The following is a 21,262-nucleotide window of genomic DNA, read 5'->3' as shown; positions in this document are numbered from 1 at the left end:
ACCATGTTTTTTTTAGTTCAGGCAAACGTATATCACGATCCCGATCATTATAAGATCTTTGATGCCCTGGAAGAATTGAATATCGATTACCAGGTGATCAATATTCCTCCAACGGCAGAGAAAATAGATTTTAAAACCAACCGGACAGATGTGTTCGTTTACGGATCCGTAACTATTGCCAGACTAGGAAGACAGAACACCCACTGGTTCCCGGGCTCATTTTACGGAGGCAATCATCTTTATGAAATCTATTCAAAATATTACGGAGCGTATCTTCTGAATCATGAAGTTACGGTTCACAAAATTTCGGACAAGCTTATTTGGGAAAAAGATGAAAAGAAATTCATCAAGCCCTATAACGAAGCCAAGATTTTTACGGGCAGGGTATTCAGCGAAACGGAATGGGAGGATTTTGTATTTGAAGCCCTGAAAAATTCGTCCAACCGGATTACGGAAGATTCTCTCATCCAGGTTTCCGAAGTAAAAAGGACATTGAAGGAAGCCAGGCTCTGGATCGTAGGCGGGCAGATCATCGATGCCGGATATTATAAATTTAATAACCAGGCTCCTTTTGAGGAAAAAGTTTCGGAAGACGGACTTGCTTTTGCCAGGGAAATGCTTCAGCTTTTTTAACCTTGAAGAAGCATTTGTCATGGACATCTGTTTAACGAAAGAAAGCTGGAAGATTGTTGAAATTAACTGCATCAACAGTTCGGGATTTTATCCGAACACCAACGTGAAAAGTATCATCAAAGCTTTGAATATTTACTTTTCAAATTAAAAATAAAGCAATGGAATTGACAAAAAGATTACTGTTCCTTGACGATATAAGAAATCCAAGGGACGCCTATAGATATACGAAACAGGAGATTTTCCAAAGAGATGACTGGCATATCGTCCGGAATTATCAGGCGTTTGTCGACCGGATTCTGGAAAAAGGGCTGCCGGAAATGATCTCTTTTGACCATGACCTTGCCGATGAGCATTATATGGAAACAGACCCTGGTAAATTCGTTGAGAAAACAGGCTACGACTGTGCCAAATGGCTGGTGGAATATTGCATGGATCATTGTTTAGATCTGCCGGAATATTATTGCCATTCCATGAATCCGGTCGGGAAGCAGAATATTGAGAGCCTTTTAAATAATTTTAAAAAACAATAATGAATATTTTTGGATTCATACAAGAGATAAGAGACCATCTGAAATACAGCTTTGATGAGGTGGACGGATGGTTTGAGAAAGACAGGATAACGTTGGATTATCGGCCTTCCAACGGAGGCTGGACGGTCCGGCAGATTCTGGAACATATTTATCTGACGAACTTCTACCTGCTAATCCTTATTGAAAAAGGTTCAAAAAAGGCACTTCGGAATTCCGGAGGTCAGGACCTGGATGCTGAAATACGAAATTATGTTTTCGACAGGGAAAAGTTTGAAGAAGTAGGAGAATACGGTGCCTTTAAATGGATCAGACCCGAACATATGGAGCCGAAAGGGCAAATGCAGTTAAATGAAATCAGAAGCCTGATGTCCATGCAGTATCATCAATGTCTGATCTATCTGGACCGGATGAAAAATGGGGAAGGACTGCTCTGCAGAACAACGATGACGGTGAACGAATTAGGAAAAATTAATGTTTACGAATATATTTATTTCCTGTCTCTTCATGCCAAAAGGCAGCTGACTCAGATGGAAAATAATGAATCAGAAAGAATAGGGAACAAGGGGATTTAATATTTAGTTTTTGAAAATCTTCGATATTTCTCTTATGCGCTCTAAAAATAGGCACAATACAGGAAACTTACAATCTAATGTAACCTATGTGTCAAAAACTTTATGGTTAAATAAAAAATTAAAAAAATGATTTTTAAAACATACAACTCGATAGAAAATGCTTACCAGGCGCGTGTGATCGAACAGATCAGGATTCAGGGCTTTGGGGATGAGGTTTTCATCGTGCAGGAAAAGGTTCACGGGGCCAATTTTTCTTTCTTTACAGACGGAAAGGAAATTAAGATAGCGAAGAGAACTGCTTTTATCGAAGATAATGAGAAATTCTTCAATGCACGTCAGATTCTCGAGCGTTACAGAAAAAATGTAGTTGAGGTTTTCGGTAAAGTGAAAGCTTTGTATCCGGACGCTGAAACCGTAGGGATCTATGGGGAAATATTTGGAGGAGGATATAAACACAAAGAAGTGGAGCCTGTGAAAGATGCCGTAAAAGTGCAGAAAGGTATTGAATATGCCCCTCATAATGAATTTTATGCGTTCGATATTAAACTGAACGGAACCACCTATCTGGATACGGAATTCGTTAACCATATTTTTGAGGAAACCGGATTTTTCTATGCAAAAACCCTTTTTCATGGAACTTTGGAAGAAGCTTTAGCGTTCCCGAACGTATTCGATTCCAAAATTCCCGGCTGGCTGGGACTTCCTGAACTTGAAGACAATAGGTGCGAGGGAACCATTATAAAGACCCTGGAAACCCGCTACTTCGGAAACGGCGCGAGGGTTATTCTGAAAAATAAAAATGAAAAGTGGATCGAGAAATCCAAAGTGATAAGAAAACAGGAGAAAAAAGTTCAGAAGCAGATCCGGTTTGGCGAAGATGCCCGGCGAATTTGGGAAGAGCTTGAGCAATATGCAACCGTTAACAGGCTGAACAATGTCATCAGCAAAATTGGTGAATTTGAGCCCACAATGGCTGGAAAAGTGATTGGTCTTTTCGCAAAGGACATCCTGGAAGATTTTGGAAAAGATTTCCCGGAAGTTTTCGACAGCATCGAAAAAAAAGAACAGAAAAGGATCAACAAAAAGCTGAATGCCGTGGTAATTGACACGGTGAAAGCAGCGCTGGCTGTTTCTGAATAATCATTTAAAAAAAGCGATTAAAATGAAAAAGATCAGTACTTTATTCAAAAAAGATAAACATAATTTAGGACGGGTTATCAACGAAATCAATCCTGAAAACCTTTGGGTATTTGAAGGCGAAGCAGTTGCGACGCAGAAGTTCGACGGTTCCGCATGCGCAGTCATCAACGGTAAGCTTTTCAAAAGGTATGATGCCAAAAAAGGCAAAACGGCTCCGGAAGGGGCGATCCCGTGCCAGGAAGCAGATCCGGTAACCGGACATCATCCGCATTGGGTGGCCTGTGATCCTGCCAGAAAAGAAGATGCTTACTTCTGGGAAGGTTTTCATGCTTTGGCCGAATCGGGCAAGGTAGAAGACGGTACCTACGAACTGATCGGCGAGAAAGTACAGGGAAATCCCGAAAACATCAAAGGCCATTTGCTGGTAAAGCATGGGAGCGAGATCCTCAATCTGGCAAGTCTTGATTTCGAGTGGATCAAAAGCTTTTTGAGTAATCCCGACAATAACATGGAAGGCATCGTTTTCCATCACACCGCTGATGAAAGAATGTGCAAAATCCGGAAATCCGATTTCGGCATCCGTAGAAAGGCAGGAAAAGAATCCGTTTTTAAATAAATTGAGTTTCGGTAATAGGGTTTACCGGAACTTTTTATGTGTTTAATCAGTCATGGATTTTCTTGTTATGTTTGTACAGCAGTGAAGAAAACGTTCATTGAAATCTGATTGTTGGTAATAAATTTTTACTGAAAAAACAGGGTGCTTTGCTAAGTGAAAAAGTTTATGCTGAGCCTGTCGAAGTAGCTTGGTAAAATTAAAAACAGGTAGGTGTCAGAGAATCTCTATGAACTTTGCGTTAAATGAACAATGAGGATTAATAACAGATAATGAAAATAAAAACTTAAAAAATGTTACAGGCAGAAATAAAAAGTCTTTTTAAAGAAGACATCAGTATATTAATAAAAATTCCGAATTCATCGAAGCATTATCTGTGTGATTGCGGTGAGGCAAGTTTGCTGACGGTAAAAGAAGTGCAATCCGTATCGGCAGTATTCATCAGCCATACCCATATTGACCATTTTTCAAACTTCGATGGGATTTTCAGGCATCAGATCGGAAGCGGGGAGAAAGTAGTGATCTGCGGACCGAAAAATATTCATCAACAGATTGAGTCCAGATTGAAATCCTACACCTGGAACCTGATTGATGAAAACACCATTGAATATGAAATCCGTGAAATTGTTTCCGAAGAAGAAATTAATATCTATAAAATCCGTCCGCCACTCTGGAATCTTGAATTGATCAAAACCCAGGATTTCCTTTTTGAAGATGAATATGTAAATGTTGATTTCGCAATTCTGGACCATAAGACCCATTCCATTGCTTATCTTTTTAAAGAGAAAGATTCAGTAAGCTTTAATGAAAACGGTTCCGAATTCAAAAAAGGAAAATGGATTAGCGAACTGAAGTCCGCTTTTGAAAAAAATGAGGAAGGTAAGCAAATCGAAATCGAAGGGATAGTTTATGAGGCTTCGGAATTATTCCATCTGCTGACGCGGAACGAAGGCTATAAACTCGGTGTTATCATGGATCATGCGGCAGAGGAAGGGAACTATGAAAAAATAAAAACGGTTTTCGGGAATGCAGATATGGTGTATATCGAAACCTTCTATAAAGATGAAGATCGTGAATTCGCAATAATGAATCACCACAGCTTCGCTTCGGCGTCCGGAAAAATCATGAAGGAATGTAAAGTTAAGGAAGCCGTACCGGTCCATTTTTCAAGAAGGTACACGGAAAGTGACCGGCTGGAAATCGAAACGGCTTTTTATAAGGCGTTCAGAGAAGATTGAGCGGGACCGTTTAAAATCGAGATTAATAACTAAAAAATGAATTATGCAATATAAAATACCTTTTCATTTTGATATGGAAACTGCTGATCCTGATGATGCTATGACGTTGGCCATTTTGGCAACGCACCCCCGGGTTTATCTTGTAAGCGTTTCCGTACATCCGGGAGGAAAGGACCAGATCGGTTTTGTAAGAAAGATCCTCAATACCCTGGACCGGGAAGACATCCGGATCGGAGCCGGTACTCCCAAATCTGATGCTCCGCGTGTATCCGTGTTTCACCGGGATTGGATCGGAGGATTTAAAGATTCGGAAGCGGATGGTTCCGCAGTAGATATTATGGCTGAGACCCTCCGTCAGTTTCAGGATAGTACATTGTTGACAGGAGCCGCACTTACAAATCCGTATGCTTTATATGAAAGCGGGATCTTTTTCGACCAATGGTTCTGTCAAGGAGGCTTCGCCGGGGATAATATCGTTCCTAAGGAACATCGGCTGGAAAAATTTGACGGAAAGATGACCTGCGCAACTTTTAATCTGAACGGAAATCCGCTGGCTGCTGAAAAACTGTTTTCAATCCCGATAAAAGAAAGACGCTTGATCAGTAAAAATGTCTGCCATGCTGCAGTTTTCACTAAAACCGATGCGGAAATGCTGATCCCGTTCAGAAACCATAATAAAGGCCTGGACCTTTTTTTGAAAGCAGTAGAACTGAAAGAGAAAGCACTTCATGATACGGTAGCCGCTTTACTGGCCATCAATCCTTCAAAAGCACTTTGGGAAGAGGTCATCCCTTACCGGACCCGCGGCGAATGGGGCTCGTGGAAAGCGAAAGAAAATCCCGGAAAAAGTCCTTCATTGATTACCACATTCATTCCTGATCTGAAAGATCTTTGGATGTTGATCAAACCTTAGGCTATTGGCAATGTCTATGTTTTAGGGTAATAACTCTTAAAATTTGACTGCATAAGCTTAAAAAAATGAATACAATTAATAAATCATCAGTTAAGTGTGGCTCTTGTCAATCCTGAAAAGTGAGATTGATGACAGCACTAAATTTTTAAAAAAAATAATTAAAAAAATGAAACCCAATATATTTTTTACGGCAGACCACCATTTCGGTCACGAAAATATCATTAAATTTTCCGAAAGGCCATTTGCGTCTCTGGAACAAATGAATGAAGAACTCATCAAAAGATGGAATGAAAGGATTGGAGAGAACGATACCGTTTACCATTTAGGCGATGTCAGTCTGGGCAAACCGGATTTCACAAAAGAAATTTTAGACCGGTTAAACGGAAGCATTCATCTCATCAAAGGCAATCACGAAGGAGCGGCACTAACTTATCCGAAACGCTTTGCTTCCATCAGGGATTACCATGAATTAAGGATCGACGAACCGGAAAACGGCAACGGCAAACAAAAAATCATCCTTTTCCATTACGCCATGCGGACCTGGAACGGCTCCCACCGCGGCGTCTGGCAGCTCTACGGCCATTCGCACGGAACATTGCCGGACGATGAAACGGCCTTAAGCTTTGATGTGGGCGTCGATTGCCATAACTTCTATCCAGTTTCTTATGAGGAGGTTAAAGAAATAATGCAGAGGAAAAAGTGGACCCCGCCGTTTGCCCCGAGAAATTAAGAGAAAGGAAGCTGGGTGATGCATGCTGTATGTTCTGGAGTATTGTAAAAACTTCCTGTGTTCTTCAGTTCATCATCCGGCCATGATAGAAAAAGTAAAAAAAATGTAAAATGGAACCTGGAATCTGATAGGAAAAAAACTTCCGTCACCCCGCCTCCATCGTCCAGCCCAAACACACACAACAATGAAAACAACAAATAAAATAATAGTGATCGATCTGGAAGCCACGTGCTGGGAATATGATAAAATCCCGCCCGGCCAGAAAACCGATATTATTGAAATAGGAATCTGTACTTTGGATACAGATGCAAAGATCATTTCCAACAAGCAGAGCATATATGTGATTCCCGAAAGATCAAAAATCAACAAATTCTGCACGGAGCTTACCGGAATTACCCCAAAACTGATTGAAGAAAAAGGAATCTATTTTGAAGAAGCCTGCGAAAAAATCCGGGAGGAATACGATCCTGAATCGATTGCCTGGGCCGGGTTCGGAGCCTTTGATAAGGAACAGATCGTTGAACAGTGTGACTATCTGGGCATTGAAAATCCTTTTTCCGGAAATTACATCAACATCATGCACCGCTTCAAAGCCTACAACGGCTTGTATAAAATGATGGGACTCAAAAGAGCTCTGAAAGCCCTGAATATGGAATTTGAAGGCAACCATCACAGCGGGGCGGACGATGCTTATAACGCTGCCCGGATTTTACGGGAAATGCTGAGATAAAAGGTGGGAAGATGGGTGATGGATGCTGGAAGTTATAGCAGTGTGGAATGAAGTCCAGTCTTCAACAGCAAAGGAAAGTAAGGCGTTAGATACTGGAAGTTTTTACAGTATTCAATTTATCCCACTCATCCTTTTACGTGATATTCAGTATGGATATTTGGTTTAAAAACCGGATTTTCACAGTAATCATTCATCCATCAGCTTGGCTTCCAGTTTCAACAAATAATCTAGCTGAATCTGGCTATGGTAACCTGGAAGTTCTGTAGCATACTCAAGCATCCAGCTTCCATCACCCATCATCCAGCCAATCAATCTGGAGGAACTAGGATATGAAAACGGGAAGTTTTAACACACACGAACATCCCGCTTCCATCATCCATCTTCCAGCCAATCCATCTGGAGGAACTAGGATATGAAAACGGGAAGTTTTAACACACACGAACATCCCGCTTCCATCATCCATCTTCCAGCCAATCCATCTGGAGGAACTAGGATATGAAAACGGGAAGTTTTAACACACACGAACATCCCGCTTCCATCATCCATCTTCCAGCCAATCCATCTGGAGGAACTAGGATATGAAAACGGGAAGTTTTAACACACACGAACATCCCGCTTCCATCATCCATCTTCCAGCTAAACAATCAAATTTTAAACAAATGAAAACAACAGACAACATATTAATTATAGACCTTGAGGCAACGTGCTGGAACGACCGGCCGCCGAGAGGTCAGGAAAGTGAAATCATCGAAATCGGGGTATGCCTTATGGATGCCGCAACCGGTAAGGTTTCACGCAGCGAAGGCATTTTGGTAAAGCCTCAATTTTCAAAAGTCAGCCCGTTCTGTACGGAACTGACTTCCATAACCCAGCATATGCTCGATGACGAAGGTATTTTACTGGAAGATGCCCTGGATATCCTGAGAGCGGAATACGATTCCGAAAACCTGACCTGGGCAAGCTATGGAAACTACGACCTGAACATGCTTCAGAGCCAGGCCCGGAGATTCAATGTGGATTATCCGCTGAGCGATGACCACATCAATGTGAAAACCTTGTTCGGGGAACTGCACCCAATCGTCCGTAAAAGTGTCGGCATGGCAAGAGCTCTGGGCGCGTTGAATCTTAAGCTTGAAGGCACACACCACAGAGGCGTGGATGATGCCAAAAATATTGCGAAAATTTTGCATTGGTGCCTGAGACAATATTAACAATGGGCCAATGTAACCGTGTAGCAATAATGTAAATATACCGACATCACTCTCTTTTTTAAGGGAGTTTTTTTACTTTTCAATAAAAACAAAAGAGAGGAAGCTAGGACCAGCCCTGAAAGGGCGGTTTACATCAGCATCGGTGTAGCCCGATGTCATCAACAACCAGAGGATTCGAACCCTGAAAGGGTGAAAACATTTAACCTGTAGGATAACATATTGTTTTCGGAGAAACAAGGCAGTGAATCCGTCCTTTTTTAGAAATGATTAAAGAACTCTTGCTGAAAGCTTAGCATTTCTCCACCCAATCTTTATAAGAAACCACTCCAAGTTCCGGCCGCCCTTCACCTTCCAGAATAGATATAAATTCCAGCTGATTGCCGTCCGGATCATTAAAATAAATCGCCAGAGCAGGCATCCAGGCAAAAACCATCGGTTTCTCACTTCCGTCTTTCAGAAAATTGTAAGATTTTAGATTTTTACTTTTCAGAAATCCAACAGAGTAATTCAGGATATCTTCTTTGTCGGCGGTAAAAGCAAAATGTCGGGTCTGCAAATTCTCTTTCTGCTCCCATAAGCCCAGCATCGATTCTTTGTTCTTCCCGATCCAGAGGAAAGCGATTGGTCGGGTTTCATCCCGGTGCGCAAGTTCCAACCCTAAAATTTCTGTATAAAATGCAATTGCCCTTTCCAGATCGCTTACCTGAATATGGGTTTCATATAATCCTTTAATCATAGTTTTCATTTTAAGGCACAAAGCTATAGAATGCATTTACAAAAATTTTCAATCCTCGATTCCTTTATATAAAATGGATGATAGAAAAATTGTATTCTTTGTTTACGCCGGTTCCTTAATTCATTGGTGTTATTGTTGGAAAGAGTAGTGTCGGTATTGTTTAAAAAAAAAATAAAACTTTTTCACAAAAAAATAAACTGCGCAAAAAGATTGCGCAAATGGCCCCTTACTTTGCATCAGAAATCAGAGAGGAAACGATAATCCTCTGTAATGTTTAAAAATAAAAAACAGTAACCATGAAATTTAATTTTTTGAGAAAAGAGAATAAAGCAGTGATGAGCTACGAAGGTGCAAAAGCATATACGATGACTCCTGCGGAAGAACTATACAGTACTGTTGTAACAACAGGATTATCCAACGCAACCTATGAAAAGGGAAATGAAAGACTGGCGAGAATCCAGGCTCTGATTCAGAAAAACGATCCGGAATTCGTAGCCAAACTGGCTGTGTATGCAAGAAAAGAAATGTATCTGCGTTCGGTGCCCTTGGTATTAACGACCGAATTGGCGAAGCAGGCTTCCGGTACCGACCTGGTAAGCAGGACCGTTGACGGCGTCATCCAGAGAGCGGATGAAATCACCGAATTGCTGGCGTATTACCAGATGGCCAATGAAAGAACCGATCTGAAAAAGCTCAACCGGCTTTCAAAACAGATCCAGAAAGGCCTGGTGAAATCCTTTAACAAGTTTGACGAATACCAGTTTGCCAAATATAACAGAAAAGCGGAAGTCACTCTGAAAGACGCCCTATTCCTCGTTCACCCTAAAGCAAAAGATGAAAACCAGCAGACTGTTTTCAACAAAATCGTAAACGATTCCCTGGAAACGCCTTACACCTGGGAAGTGGAGCTTTCCGTACTCGGTCAGACAAAATTTGCTGATGAAGCGGAAAGAAAAACAGCTTTCAAAGACAAATGGGAAGAATTGATCTTCAGCAACAAGCTGGGCTATATGGCGACACTGAGAAACCTGAGGAATATTCTGGAAGCCGGTGTCTCTTCTCAGGCGATGGAAAAAGTTTGCAGGTATCTGTCGGATGAAAAAGCCGTAAGAAATTCAAAGCAGCTGCCGTTCAGGTTTCTGGCAGCCTACCGTGAGCTGAAAACTATCGGTTCCCCTTACCTGTCTTCTGTCCTGGAAGCGCTGGAAGATGCAGTAACGGTGAGTGCAAAGAACATCAGAGGCTTCGGTTTTGATACTTCCGTGGTCATTGCGGCCGACGTATCGGGTTCCATGCAGCAGCCGGTTTCCCCGAAATCCAAAGTATTGCTGTATGACATTGGCCTGCTGATGTCGATGATGCTGCAGTCGCAGTGTAAAAACGTCATCTCAGGAATGTTCGGTGATACCTGGAAAAGGGTTACGATGCCTAAAAACGGAATCCTGAGAAACGTGGATGAATTCTATAAAAGGGAAGGTGAAGTAGGATATTCCACCAACGGTTACCTGGTGATCGAAGACCTGTTGAACAGAGGGGAAAAAATAGATAAAGTCATGCTGTTTACCGATACCCAACTCTGGAACAGCAACGGAACCCGGAATTCTTTTGAAGATTCCTGGAATCAATATAAGAGATTTCATCCGGAAGCCAAACTATATATTTTCGACCTGGCAGGTTACGGAAGGCAGCCGTTGGATGTCAGAAAAAATGATGTTTACCTGATCGCAGGCTGGTCAGACAAAATATTTGATGTTCTGAATGCCCTGGAAGACCGGAAATCGGCAGTAGAAATGATTAAAAAAGTGGTGCTGTAACAGGCACTGTTTTTAAATTAGTTATAAGTTATAAATAATGAATGATTTGAAGAATTGATTTGATCAGGAGCCTGATCCCGCTTTCCACTGTATCTTTTCCGCCCAAGCAAAAGCCTTACCAAAAAAGGATGCCGTTGCAATCGGGGCTATGAAAGATCCAAAAGTAGAAACAGAGAACAAATAGTAAATCCACGCAAGTTTTGAATTTCTGGTTCTTTTGTTTCAAGGCAAAGTGAACGATCTATCGCTGCTTCATTTCTATTAAAATCATAAAATAAATGGCAACTCATTTTTACAAAATCGAACAGGATCTTTCTACCGAAGCTCATTAAGCAATTCAGGAAGTGCTATTCTCAAAGATCTATTGTATTCCGGGGAGATAAAAATAAGCTTCCGTTGTATACTTTGAACATCATTAAAGAACTTGAAGCTGATAGTTTTAAGAAGACAAAACACATTCCCGATTTTAAAAGAAAAACAAAGACAAAAGGAAGCTATACCGAGAATAAAAACAGTTTCATCAGCACAATAGGATTTTACCTGCTCATCGGAGCTGTTATATTGATTCCGGTCCTGGGATGGATAAAATTTTTTGAATTGATAAGTTCGTTATTTTCAAATTAAATAAGCATCAAGACAATAACAAATTAATTATAAGCAAAAAAATGAATAAGATTCGAAATATCATTCGCATATAGATGGAAATAAAGCATTGTAATCATGATAAAGCTTATTAATGCAATAGAAATTAATCCTTTACAATACGCCGGAGAAAACCATGAGCTGCCTGAAATTTCAGATTATCCGGATCCTGAGGAGTGGTTTAGAAAATGGAAAGAAGTGGCTTCTGCATTAAACTGTAATTTTAAAGTCATTGGTGAAAATTCCGATTTGGTTGATATTGAAACAATTGATGATGAAAACCTGGAAATGATTTTAGAAAAGGCTGAGAATTGGTGTGCTGCTTTTGATGGAGGAATTGTTATGACTGGAAATAATAAAATACGCATTGAACCGCAATGTTGTGGAAATATGGAGAATATACGGGAATGGCAAAAAATATTTGATAATAAAACATCTGATTGGTCAGAAATGTGGATCGGGCATCCCTGGATTTTTTACAGGAAGCAAAAAGGGAAAGTTCAGTTTTCAGATTATTCTGATGTAGACTTAAAAGAAATTAAAGATATTGAACCAATTTTCGAAGTTGATGAAGCCGAATTAAAAAATGAGTTTCAAAAAGTAAAACAATACCAGATACATTTTAAAAATAGAATTACTGCTATTTTGAAAAAAATGAATGTCGATAGCGCAGATGAAATTTCAGCACTGCTGATGGGTATCAATGAAATAAACTGACCTGGGAAATGCAGGCGTTAAGAAAATAGGCTGTGCGAACGTTAAGAAAATTCTACTGTCCGAAGCGCGACACAAAACTAAAAACAGAGAATAGACACCTAATTCGCGCAAGTTTAGAATTTTTAGAGCGTACAGTCGATTTTTAGCAGGAGTTTCCAAGTCTTGAATTTTTGGTTCTTTTGCTTCAAGGCAAAACGAACAAATAAATTTCAACTGCGTAAAAACAATGCGCATTAACCATATAATTTTGCTTCAACAAATGACAACAACCATGAAAACTTAAAAAACAAGTGTCGTAAAACAGAGTTACTTCAGGGGGCAGCAATACAGGTTCGAATCCTGTTTTCTTTAAGGAATGGCGTAAGGGTATCGCTCTGCCGATAAGTCTCTGTCTGTTTTTTACCTTGCTTAAAAAACTAACCGGTGCCGTAAGAAAAGAATTCCTTCGATTTCCACTTGAACCAGAGTCTTTTCGCTGCATCCCCGGTTTAAACAACCAATGTCGTTACCGTAAGAGATCCATCGTCATACTTAACATTTGAATAGATAACCAAACTCTTATAAACTGTTACTTGGTTTTTTTTAAAATAATTTTAACTGCGTAAAAATAATGCGCACTTAAGCTATATTTTGCAAAAAGAAAATACAATAATCATAAAAACTCAAAAACAACCGATGCCGTTAGAAAGGGTTCCTTCGACTTTCATTGAACTAAAAACGCTTTCTGAAGATTGCTCGGTTTAAATAACTTACAGGTGCCGTAGATAAGAGCTACTTCATTTTTTACAGAGGTTCAAATCCTTTTGCCGGAAGGTGTGGCTGAGTGGCTAGGCTGATTTAAAGACCGCTTTTATCATTGTTTGCCTTGTAATTTTTAAAATAGTATAAAAATAAAATCAGGTATCGTTTCAGAATCATACTTCGATACTTAAACATTGGTTCGCAGGTTCGATTCCTGCCATTCCTGTGGTAAACGGGATGTAGCTCAGCCGGTAGAGCAGATGAACGGAAGATCTAACAGGGTTACCTTGATTTAAAAACAAAAGAGTGCCGTAGGAAAGGCTTACTTCGGATAAAATATAGACCTCAGAATCTATGAACAGGTGCAATTTCCCGAATAAAAGTAGGGATCAGGTGCATGTCTGCTTTTTCGCTTTTTGCCTCTTTTTTAATATAAAATCATATCGGGTGTCGTAGTACAGAAATACTTCGTTCCAGGCTTAAGATGCAGGTTCAGATCCTGCCTGTGAAAAACAGTCGTCTAAAGAGCAGGACGTAAGCCGTAAGTGTCTGTATGGCAAATTACCCCGATAGAAACCAAGAGTGCCGTTAGAGAAAACTTACTTCGGTTAATCTTATGATGTTGGTTCCACTCCAGAATAAACCTTAATGGGTTTATGTAAAGGGTTTTCTCATCTTTTGCCTCTTTTAATAAAAAAAGTTACAGATAAGTGTCGTAGAAAAAGGGTACTTCGTAAATATAACGGCCCTAAGGTAGCGTCATTCGGGCGACCGAACCGGTGAAGTTGGGTTGAAAACCAACCAGGCAAAAGTTTTCGTAAGAAAGCGCAAGTCTCCCGCAGATGTAGAATTGCCGGCTCACTGCCCGAAAAGGGTAAGAGCGGCGCTCTGAAAAGAGCATCCCTTTTCCGCTTTTTACCTGATCTGTATAAAATAAACAAGTGTCGTAGAATAGCGTTACTTCGCTCATCACGACGGGGTCGCGGGTTCAAGTCCCGCCTTTTCCACCATGTAAAACACAAATCCAGATAGGAAAAGTAGCTCAGCTGGTTAGGGCACGTATATATGCTTTTTGATAATTGCCTTGTTGTTTTAATGTAAAGTGTCGTAGGGAAAAGATCCTTCGTTACCATTGAAAGGGGAGGAATAGCGCAGCAGATTATTCCTGCAAGGCTATCCGGTTCGACTCCGGCAGAACGATGCCCCGCTTTTTCTTTACCCGTGTATTACCTTTACAAAAAAATCCGGTGAATTAAATATTCACCGGATTTTTTATTTCAGGGTGCAGAACCCGGAGTTATTTTTTGGAAGTTATTTTTTGATACTCTTCCTCAAAGGTCTTCTTCCATTTGGCAATGGTTGTTCTGCTTATTTTATATTTCTTAGACATAAAATTCGTAGAGAGGCCATGTTTCTCCTGGTACTGAAGCAGCTTCAGCATGGTTTTTTTATCATACGTCTTCAGCTTCTGGTTGTTTCGCAAACTTTCTTTTGACGATTCAAAAACCAGATCATTAAACTTCAGGATATCTTCCGTTGTTTTCAGGTTTTTTATAAGCCGCTGTACCTTAGGATCCTCCAGTTTTTCGGGATCCCTTTCTTTCAGCATGTCTTGGTAAATTTTTGTGTAATTAGGGCGCATCATTTTTTTCAGGATTTAAATTTTTTGAAGCCAACGGTGCAACGTACTTTTGGGAATGGAATATTCGTCGATAATTTCGCTGTGTGTCATTTCTCCGGACTGAATCTTCCCGATAATGAAATCCTTAATCTCCTGAGTATAAATATTCTTCCTGAAATAAGGAATCTTATCGGATTTCGGATTTTTAGTCTTATCTACCGCAGAAGGAGGCGAATAAAGGATCAGGTGGGAACTGTATATCCTGAAAAAATCATATTCCAGTAATTTTGAGCATCTCAACAGAAGATCTGTATCTATAGATTTGCTTTCATACATTTTTTCAACGGCTTCTTCATCTTTTTTCAGGAAGCTGCATACTCTTTCTGAGCTCAATTCCAGTTCATTAACTCTTTCTTTAATAAACTTTCCGATATGTATTTCTTTGTACAACATTATGTATTAATAAATCTAGGTGTTATAAACAATTTTCGATTAACCGCAAGGTTATATTATTTTCAATAATTTCTTTTTAGTTCGCTTAAAAAAGGTTGATGGAAAATTATGAAGTGTAAATAAATACGATAAAATCAGATTTTTAGTTTGCTAAAAATACCGATGAGGTACAATCTGCCTTTTAAATCATAAAGAAATTTGCATGTTACTCTATTATTCTGGCAATAATACGGCTTTCCTTTCCTATCCATCATTAATTTTTGCCCTAAAACATACTTTCCAACTTTTTTAAAGTATGGACAATAATATATGCTTCTTAAAATTTTTTCCGTGCACTATGTTTCTTACAAAGTCAAATATAGAAAAAATTATATATTTTACCGAAAAAAATAAGCCTAAAATTTAGCTAAACTTAAAAAAACATTAAAAATGATATAAAATAATCCATATTTAGTGAAAAAAATGTGGTGTCATAACGTTTGCTTAGCAAATTTTTAATCTTTCCCTAAGACTGTCCGTCTGAGCCTATCTTCACACACAATTAGTATCAGAAAGATTTGAAAAGTTACCGGCAAAATTTTTTAAATTGATATTTTTCATCAGAAGATATGAGTTGTCTTGACAAATATGATGAAAATGAAATGCTCCCGAAGCCTGAAGTATAAAAAAATTGTACGGAACGAATCTTACCGCTACCTTTGCAGCGCATGAAAAATTCCATCGCTTTATTCGATTTCTCTAAAAAAAATAATTATAAAAACGAATTGCTGGCAGGCCTTACGGTGGCTATGACCATGATTCCCGAATCGCTATCATTTGCTATTCTGGCCGGGCTTTCTCCCCTTACGGGATTGTATGCGGCTTTTATGATGGGGCTGGTGACCGCTGTTTTTGGCGGGCGCCCGGGAATGGTATCCGGTGGAGCAGGCGCAACTGTTGTTGTGCTGATTGCCCTGATCAAAACCCACGGCGTAGAATACCTTTTTGCCACCGTTATTCTGGCGGGTATTTTCCAGATGATGGTCGGGATCTTTAAATGGGGAAAATTTGTCCGTCTTATTCCGCAGCCTGTCATGTATGGTTTTCTGAACGGTTTAGCGGTTATTATCTTCATGGCGCAGGTCGAGCAATTTAAGTTTACCGGGGCAAATGGAACTGTGGGCTGGCTGCAGGGTACCCCTTTATATATTATGGCAGGACTGGTAGCGCTTACGATCGCCATTGTGTATTTCTTTCCGAAAATAACCAAGGCCGTTCCGGCTTCTCTTGTCGCTATTATAATCATTTTTGCTGCAGTTGCCGGATTCGGTATCCCAACCAAAACGGTATCCGACATTGCCAGCATTAGCGGGAGCCTTCCTGATTTCCATATTCCCGGAATTCCCTTTTCTCTGGAAAGCTTACAGATCATCTTCCCATATGCCCTGATTATGGCCGGGGTCGGGCTGATTGAATCGCTCTTAACCCTATCGATGGTCGATGAAATTACCAATTCCAAAGGAAATGCGAATAAAGAATCGGTAGCACAGGGACTGGCGAACATTACCAACGGTTTTTTTGGCGGAATGGGAGGCTGTGCGATGGTTGCCCAGACCCTGGTGAATTTAAATGCAGGTTCAAGAGCAAGGCTTTCCGGAATAATTGCTTCCATCACCATTCTGATCATCATTCTGGTAGGTGCTCCATTTATCGAAAAGATTCCGATGGCCGCCTTGGTAGGAGTCATGATGATGGTGGCTGTCAGTACTTTTCAGTGGGTTTCCATCAGCATTATCAATAAAATGCCGAAATCTGATATTTTTGTAGGAATGACGGTTGCGCTGGTTACTGTTGTTTTGCATAACCTGGCACTGGCCGTTTTAGTAGGCGTAGTAATTTCTGCCTTGGTTTTTGCCTGGGATAACGCTAAAAGGATTCGCGCCAGAAAACATATAGATGATAAAGGCGTTAAGCATTACGAAATTTTCGGGCCGTTATTCTTCGGTTCCGTAACTGCTTTTACCGATAAATTTGATCCGGTTCATGATCCGGAGCGAGTGGTAATCGATTTCAGGGAAAGCCGGATTGTCGATATGAGTGCGATCGATGCGCTGGATAAATTGTCCAAACGATATGCTCAGTACAGCAAAGAACTTCACTTGAAACACCTTAGTGAAGACTGCCGGAAAATGCTGAAAAACGCCGAAGCTGTTATTGACGTGAATATTCAGGAGGATCCCACCTACAAGGTGATGCCGGAAAAGTAGTAAGCTGTATGCTAAAAATTGATCATAGTACGTCACAAAAATTCCATTAATAGAAGTGGACTTTAGTCATCTACGGAATAATAATGATTAATCGGCTTTAGCCTAAACTTACCAACTCCATTTAAAATAGAGTGCAAATACCTATATTGATCTATATATCCATAGGAAAAATTCACCATTAATAATTCACCCTATAAAACCCGACAAGGACCGCCAAATATATTGACAGCCCTTGCTTTTCATGTTAATAAAGTATTCGCAATATAGTCAGGCACCAACGCGTAGTGCGACAATTTCATGCTGATGGAAGCCCTTCCGCTTGCCAGAGTTCTCAGGTCGGAAATATAGCCGAAGGTAGAAGACAGAGGAACTTCTGCCGTAAAGATTTTTCTTCCTGATTTCTCATCAATCGAAGTGATAATTCCCCTTCGTTTGTTGAGATCCGCCGTTACAACGCCAGTATAATCTTCAATGGTCTGGATTTCAACCTGCATGATGGGTTCCATTAGTTTCGGCTTACAGGATAATCCGATAGCTCTGAAACCGTCTCTGGCAGCAATTTCAAAATCCTGAGCATGAGAATCGTTGCTGTGCGCCGATCCGTCCAGCAATGTAATCTTCATGCTTTCCAGTGGATTCCCGCTGATCGGTCCGTTTTCCATGGCTTCCCGGAATCCCTTCTCTACAGACGGGATAAATTCACCCGGAATAGCACCGCCTTTAATCTGGTTGATGAATTCCAGGCCGGGTTCACTGTTTTCCCGTGGTCCGATCTCAAACATAATATCGGCAAACTGCCCGCTTCCGCCATTCTGTTTGGAAAACTTTTCACGGTGTTTTCGTGTTTCCGTTAAAATCTCACGATAGGAAACTTTTGGTTTACCCTGATTGATCTCGATCCCATGGTTCAGGCGGATTTTTTCCAATGTCACTTCAAGATGCAGCTCACCTAATCCGCTTAGCAAAGTTTCTCCTGTCTGGTGGTCGCGTTCTACCACCAGAGACGGATCCTCTTCCTGAATTTTCGCCAGCACCAGACCGAACGATTTTTCATCGGCATTCGTTTTCGGCTCGATCGAAACACGGATCACCGGGGCCGGAATCGTAATGGATTCAAGCTGCACCGGACGTTCCAAAGAAGATAGGGAATCTCCCGTTTTCGCATCTTTAATCCCGGTTAAGGCCACAATGTCACCGGCTTTCCCGGCTTCTACCGTTAAGGTTTTGTCCGACTGCATCTGCAGGATCCTGGAGATCCGGAAATGTTCACCCGTTCTTACATTTTGTACCGCATCACCGGATTGGATGCTTCCTGAATAGATTCTCAGCATGGCCAGTTTTCCCATGTGCTTATCAATGACCACTTTGAAAACCAGTCCGGAGAAACTTTCTTCTTCTTTTCTTTCCAGTTCTAAAGATTCTTCTGTTCCGGCATTTTTTGCTTTTACCGGAGGCAGCTGATCCGGAGCCGGAAGATAAGATACGACAGCATCCAGCAATGGCTGGACCCCCTTGTTCCTGAAAGCCGAACCGCACAAAACGGGAACCAGGCTTCCTGACTGGCAGGTTCTTGTGGTAGCATTTAAAATCAGACCTTCCGAAATCCCGTTTTCTGCTTCCATGAAAGCCTCGAAAAATGCTTCGTCATATTCTGCCAGGGTTTCCATTAATTTCAGCCTGAATTCATTTGCCTCAGCCCGGTAATCTTCAGGAATCTCCTGTTCCACAATTGTTTCCCCGTTTTCATCAGCCCAGTATAAAGCTTTCTGTTCGATCAGGTCGATAACCCCTTCAAAACGGTCTTCTGAGCCGATCGGAATCTGTAAAATCAGGGGAACGGCATTCAGTTTGGTCCTGATTTCGTCAGCTACGGCAAAGAAATCCGCTCCGGTCCTGTCCATTTTATTGATAAAACAGATTTTGGAGATTCCATGTTTTTCCGCCTGGAACCAGACGTTTTCCGTTTGCGGCTGAACACCCGAAGAAGCACAGAATACAGCTATGACGCTGTCCAGAACCCTCAGCGACCGTTCAACCTCTACAGCAAAATCAATGTGTCCCGGTGTATCAATAATGTTGATCTGGAAAACCTGCCCGTCTTTTTTCCATTGCGTGGAAATGGCAGCGGAAGAAATGGTGATGCCGCGGTTTTTCTCCTGGATGTCTTTATCCATAGTCGTATTTCCCTCGTCTACATTCCCGATTTTATGGATCATTCCCGTATAATAAAGCAACCGTTCGGTTAAGGTTGTTTTTCCGGCGTCGACGTGTGCTATAATCCCTATATTTCGTGTATTGTATTTCATGTTGTTTTATTTAAATTGTTGATTTTGTTTTGCTGCAGTTAACGGGTAAACATAGGAATTCCGTGTTCTTACAGGATAATCCATAAGAATAAAAACTCTGTCTTTCCGTTAAAATTTCAGGCAGCCTTTCCAATGATGAATGCTGAAAGTAGGGTAGCAAAAAGACCTATCTGAACAGACAGGCCTTCGTTATATTTTTTGTAAAGGTCGATCGTTATTCAGATAAATATTCAGCGCTACCAAAGTACACTGCTCTGATAGGGTTGCTTAAAGTGATTATATTTATCATTTTTGTTGACATTGTTGATTGTTAACCGGTTGCGAAATTAGCAAAAATTTTAAAAAATCAAAAGATAATTTGTAATTTTTTTATAGCTGTCATTACTGGCGATTGAAAAAAATAAAACCGCCCTGCAGAACAGGACGGCAAAATGTATTGATTGTCAGACTTATTCCTTAATGAATTTCAAAGTCTTCACGCCTTCAATTTCTACAAAATACGTTCCTCTGGAAAGTGAAGATACATTGATCCTTTCCTTGTCAGCAACCTGCCCTTTGGATAAAAGTCTTCCATTCATATCGGTGATGGAATAGGCTTTTGATCCTTTTACAGGTGCGTGAAATTCGATATAATCTTTTGCCGGATTAGGAGCGATACTGCCTGAAACCGATTGTGTTTTTACCTCCTTGGTTGAAAGGGTGGAGCTGTAAAGCTGATTGATCTCTCCAGTAGTAAGGGCTCTGTTCCAGATCCCTACATCATCTATACTGGCCGCAATGTATCCTCCGCTGATGGCTTTTCCGATGTAGATCGGCAAAGCGGTCTGAGTTGTTCCGGTGTAAGAATTGGTATTGCTTGCTACCAGTACGCCGTTTCTGTAAAGTTTCATGCTCTGGTTGCTATATACTGCCACATAGTGACTCCACTGTCCGGTAGTATAAGTTGTGCCAGTAGCCCATGTCCAGGAAGCTCCCTGCTTATTGGTCCCATAAACGATTTTAGAAGTATCCGACTGGATCAGCCAGATGAAATTGGAAGAAGCATTGGACCCGCTCATCAGCGCAACCCCGTCTGAAGTTGATGTTCGGTTGATCCAGAACGAAATAGAGTGGGCTCCCGACTGAGAAAAGCTATAGGATAATGCGCTATTCATGAGGTAGCTGCTGGTCCCGTCGAAAGAATAGGCCGCATTGGCATTTCCGTACCGGTCGGCCGTAAGCGTAGCTCCGTTTACCGTAAGGTTGTTATTGTTACCGCTCGAGTCGTTGGCATTCCCGCTGAACCCCCACCACGCAACCAATCCCGAGGCGGGAACATAAGCAGGTGTTTGTGCCTGGGAAACTCCTGCTATAAGGGCACAGGCTAACAGATAGATTTTTTTCATAGATTTATTTAATTTAACAATTCAAATATATAAATAAAAATAATAAAAATAGATTGGTTGTGGTATTATTTATGTGATTTAAATAATTTTAATGTCTTTATTTAAGATAATAATTATTTAAATGCGTTGTATTTTGAATAATTGATATTGTTAAATTTATGATAAGTCATTTGATATTGATAAATTTTTAAATGTCTGATGTCTTAAATATTCTTAAAAAAAAACAGGATAAGTAAGAAAATTCTATCTTTGGAGAGAATTGGAACAATTCGTTTAAACTGATGATGAAAA

General features: G+C 40.6%; 20 protein-coding genes. 14 read left to right on the top strand and 6 right to left on the bottom strand.

The window, feature by feature from the left end; genetic code table 11:
• The first annotated feature begins 3 nt into the window (after window positions 1-3).
• The 11 genes from ACED20_RS11515 to ACED20_RS11465 all read left to right on the top strand — a co-directional run bounded on the left by ACED20_RS11515 (window position 4) and on the right by ACED20_RS11465 (window position 8,310).
• Window positions 4-633 carry an ATP-grasp domain-containing protein gene (locus ACED20_RS11515; protein WP_378104673.1) on the top strand — a complete coding sequence of 210 codons (630 nt, stop codon included), beginning with the start codon at window positions 4-6 and terminating at the stop codon, window positions 631-633.
• Between the two features lie 19 nt (window positions 634-652).
• Window positions 653-781 carry an ATP-grasp domain-containing protein gene (locus ACED20_RS11510; RefSeq protein ID WP_378104671.1) on the top strand — a complete coding sequence of 43 codons (129 nt, stop codon included), beginning with the start codon at window positions 653-655 and terminating at the stop codon, window positions 779-781.
• A 10-nt stretch (window positions 782-791) separates the two neighbouring features.
• Complete coding sequence (locus ACED20_RS11505) at window positions 792-1,163, top strand: cyclic-phosphate processing receiver domain-containing protein (RefSeq protein ID WP_294291980.1); 372 nt, start codon at window positions 792-794, stop codon at window positions 1,161-1,163.
• Complete coding sequence (locus ACED20_RS11500; protein WP_345767275.1) at window positions 1,163-1,735, top strand: DinB family protein; 573 nt, start codon at window positions 1,163-1,165, stop codon at window positions 1,733-1,735. The genes ACED20_RS11505 and ACED20_RS11500 overlap by 1 nt, the downstream gene beginning before the upstream one ends.
• A gap of 126 nt (window positions 1,736-1,861) precedes the next feature.
• Complete coding sequence (locus ACED20_RS11495) at window positions 1,862-2,875, top strand: RNA ligase family protein (RefSeq protein WP_294267510.1); 1,014 nt, start codon at window positions 1,862-1,864, stop codon at window positions 2,873-2,875.
• Between the two features lie 22 nt (window positions 2,876-2,897).
• Complete coding sequence (locus ACED20_RS11490; RefSeq protein ID WP_345767277.1) at window positions 2,898-3,491, top strand: DUF5565 family protein; 594 nt, start codon at window positions 2,898-2,900, stop codon at window positions 3,489-3,491.
• 290 nt (window positions 3,492-3,781) lie between these two features.
• Window positions 3,782-4,726 carry a peptidase gene (locus ACED20_RS11485; protein ID WP_345767278.1) on the top strand — a complete coding sequence of 315 codons (945 nt, stop codon included), beginning with the start codon at window positions 3,782-3,784 and terminating at the stop codon, window positions 4,724-4,726.
• A gap of 43 nt (window positions 4,727-4,769) precedes the next feature.
• Window positions 4,770-5,639: a nucleoside hydrolase gene (locus tag ACED20_RS11480; protein ID WP_378104666.1), complete on the top strand. Its 870-nt coding sequence runs from the start codon at window positions 4,770-4,772 to the stop codon at window positions 5,637-5,639.
• A gap of 166 nt (window positions 5,640-5,805) precedes the next feature.
• Window positions 5,806-6,369 carry a metallophosphoesterase family protein gene (locus tag ACED20_RS11475; RefSeq protein ID WP_294198032.1) on the top strand — a complete coding sequence of 188 codons (564 nt, stop codon included), beginning with the start codon at window positions 5,806-5,808 and terminating at the stop codon, window positions 6,367-6,369.
• A 184-nt stretch (window positions 6,370-6,553) separates the two neighbouring features.
• Window positions 6,554-7,099 carry a 3'-5' exonuclease gene (locus tag ACED20_RS11470; protein WP_294224852.1) on the top strand — a complete coding sequence of 182 codons (546 nt, stop codon included), beginning with the start codon at window positions 6,554-6,556 and terminating at the stop codon, window positions 7,097-7,099.
• Window positions 7,100-7,758: 659 nt separating this feature from the next.
• Entirely contained in the window at window positions 7,759-8,310 is a 552-nt protein-coding gene (locus ACED20_RS11465; protein ID WP_345767281.1) for a 3'-5' exonuclease, read from the top strand.
• A gap of 289 nt (window positions 8,311-8,599) precedes the next feature.
• On the opposite strand, the gene ACED20_RS11460 is transcribed toward ACED20_RS11465, so the two are convergent.
• Complete coding sequence (locus tag ACED20_RS11460; protein ID WP_345767282.1) at window positions 8,600-9,046, bottom strand: VOC family protein; 447 nt, start codon at window positions 9,044-9,046, stop codon at window positions 8,600-8,602.
• A 296-nt stretch (window positions 9,047-9,342) separates the two neighbouring features.
• Here ACED20_RS11460 and ACED20_RS11455 point away from each other — a divergent pair, with 296 nt between their 5' ends.
• On the top strand, window positions 9,343-10,860 hold the full coding sequence (locus ACED20_RS11455) for a TROVE domain-containing protein (protein ID WP_294236526.1): 1,518 nt from the start codon (window positions 9,343-9,345) through the stop codon (window positions 10,858-10,860).
• Window positions 10,861-11,580: 720 nt separating this feature from the next.
• A complete protein-coding gene (locus ACED20_RS11450) occupies window positions 11,581-12,219 on the top strand; it encodes a hypothetical protein (RefSeq protein WP_345767283.1) in 639 nt (212 codons plus the stop codon).
• Window positions 12,220-13,133: 914 nt separating this feature from the next.
• On the opposite strand, the gene ACED20_RS11445 is transcribed toward ACED20_RS11450, so the two are convergent.
• The 3 genes from ACED20_RS11445 to ACED20_RS11435 all read right to left on the bottom strand — a co-directional run bounded on the left by ACED20_RS11445 (window position 13,134) and on the right by ACED20_RS11435 (window position 15,034).
• On the bottom strand, window positions 13,134-13,328 hold the full coding sequence (locus tag ACED20_RS11445; protein WP_294236530.1) for a hypothetical protein: 195 nt from the start codon (window positions 13,326-13,328) through the stop codon (window positions 13,134-13,136).
• A 929-nt stretch (window positions 13,329-14,257) separates the two neighbouring features.
• The gene (locus tag ACED20_RS11440) at window positions 14,258-14,605 is read right to left on the bottom strand and encodes a helix-turn-helix domain-containing protein (protein ID WP_294199040.1); all 348 of its coding nucleotides are present in this window, start codon (window positions 14,603-14,605) and stop codon (window positions 14,258-14,260) included.
• 12 nt (window positions 14,606-14,617) lie between these two features.
• Window positions 14,618-15,034, bottom strand: a complete 417-nt coding sequence (locus tag ACED20_RS11435) for a transposase (protein WP_294199041.1) — start codon at window positions 15,032-15,034, stop codon at window positions 14,618-14,620.
• A gap of 707 nt (window positions 15,035-15,741) precedes the next feature.
• Here ACED20_RS11435 and ACED20_RS11430 point away from each other — a divergent pair.
• The gene (locus ACED20_RS11430; RefSeq protein ID WP_378104662.1) at window positions 15,742-17,280 is read left to right on the top strand and encodes a SulP family inorganic anion transporter; all 1,539 of its coding nucleotides are present in this window, start codon (window positions 15,742-15,744) and stop codon (window positions 17,278-17,280) included.
• Window positions 17,281-17,519: 239 nt separating this feature from the next.
• On the opposite strand, the gene fusA is transcribed toward ACED20_RS11430, so the two are convergent.
• Window positions 17,520-19,586 carry an elongation factor G gene (gene fusA / locus ACED20_RS11425; RefSeq protein WP_294291613.1) on the bottom strand — a complete coding sequence of 689 codons (2,067 nt, stop codon included), beginning with the start codon at window positions 19,584-19,586 and terminating at the stop codon, window positions 17,520-17,522.
• Window positions 19,587-20,035: 449 nt separating this feature from the next.
• Window positions 20,036-20,971, bottom strand: a complete 936-nt coding sequence (locus ACED20_RS11420; RefSeq protein ID WP_294199044.1) for a LamG-like jellyroll fold domain-containing protein — start codon at window positions 20,969-20,971, stop codon at window positions 20,036-20,038.
• Window positions 20,972-21,262: the final 291 nt, after the last annotated feature.

The sequence above is a fragment of the Chryseobacterium sp. sg2396 genome, assembly GCF_042610505.1.
Lineage (GTDB): Bacteria > Bacteroidota > Bacteroidia > Flavobacteriales > Weeksellaceae > Chryseobacterium.
The sequence above is the reverse complement of the archived record's forward strand: the minus strand, read 5'-3'. Positions and strand labels throughout refer to the sequence as shown.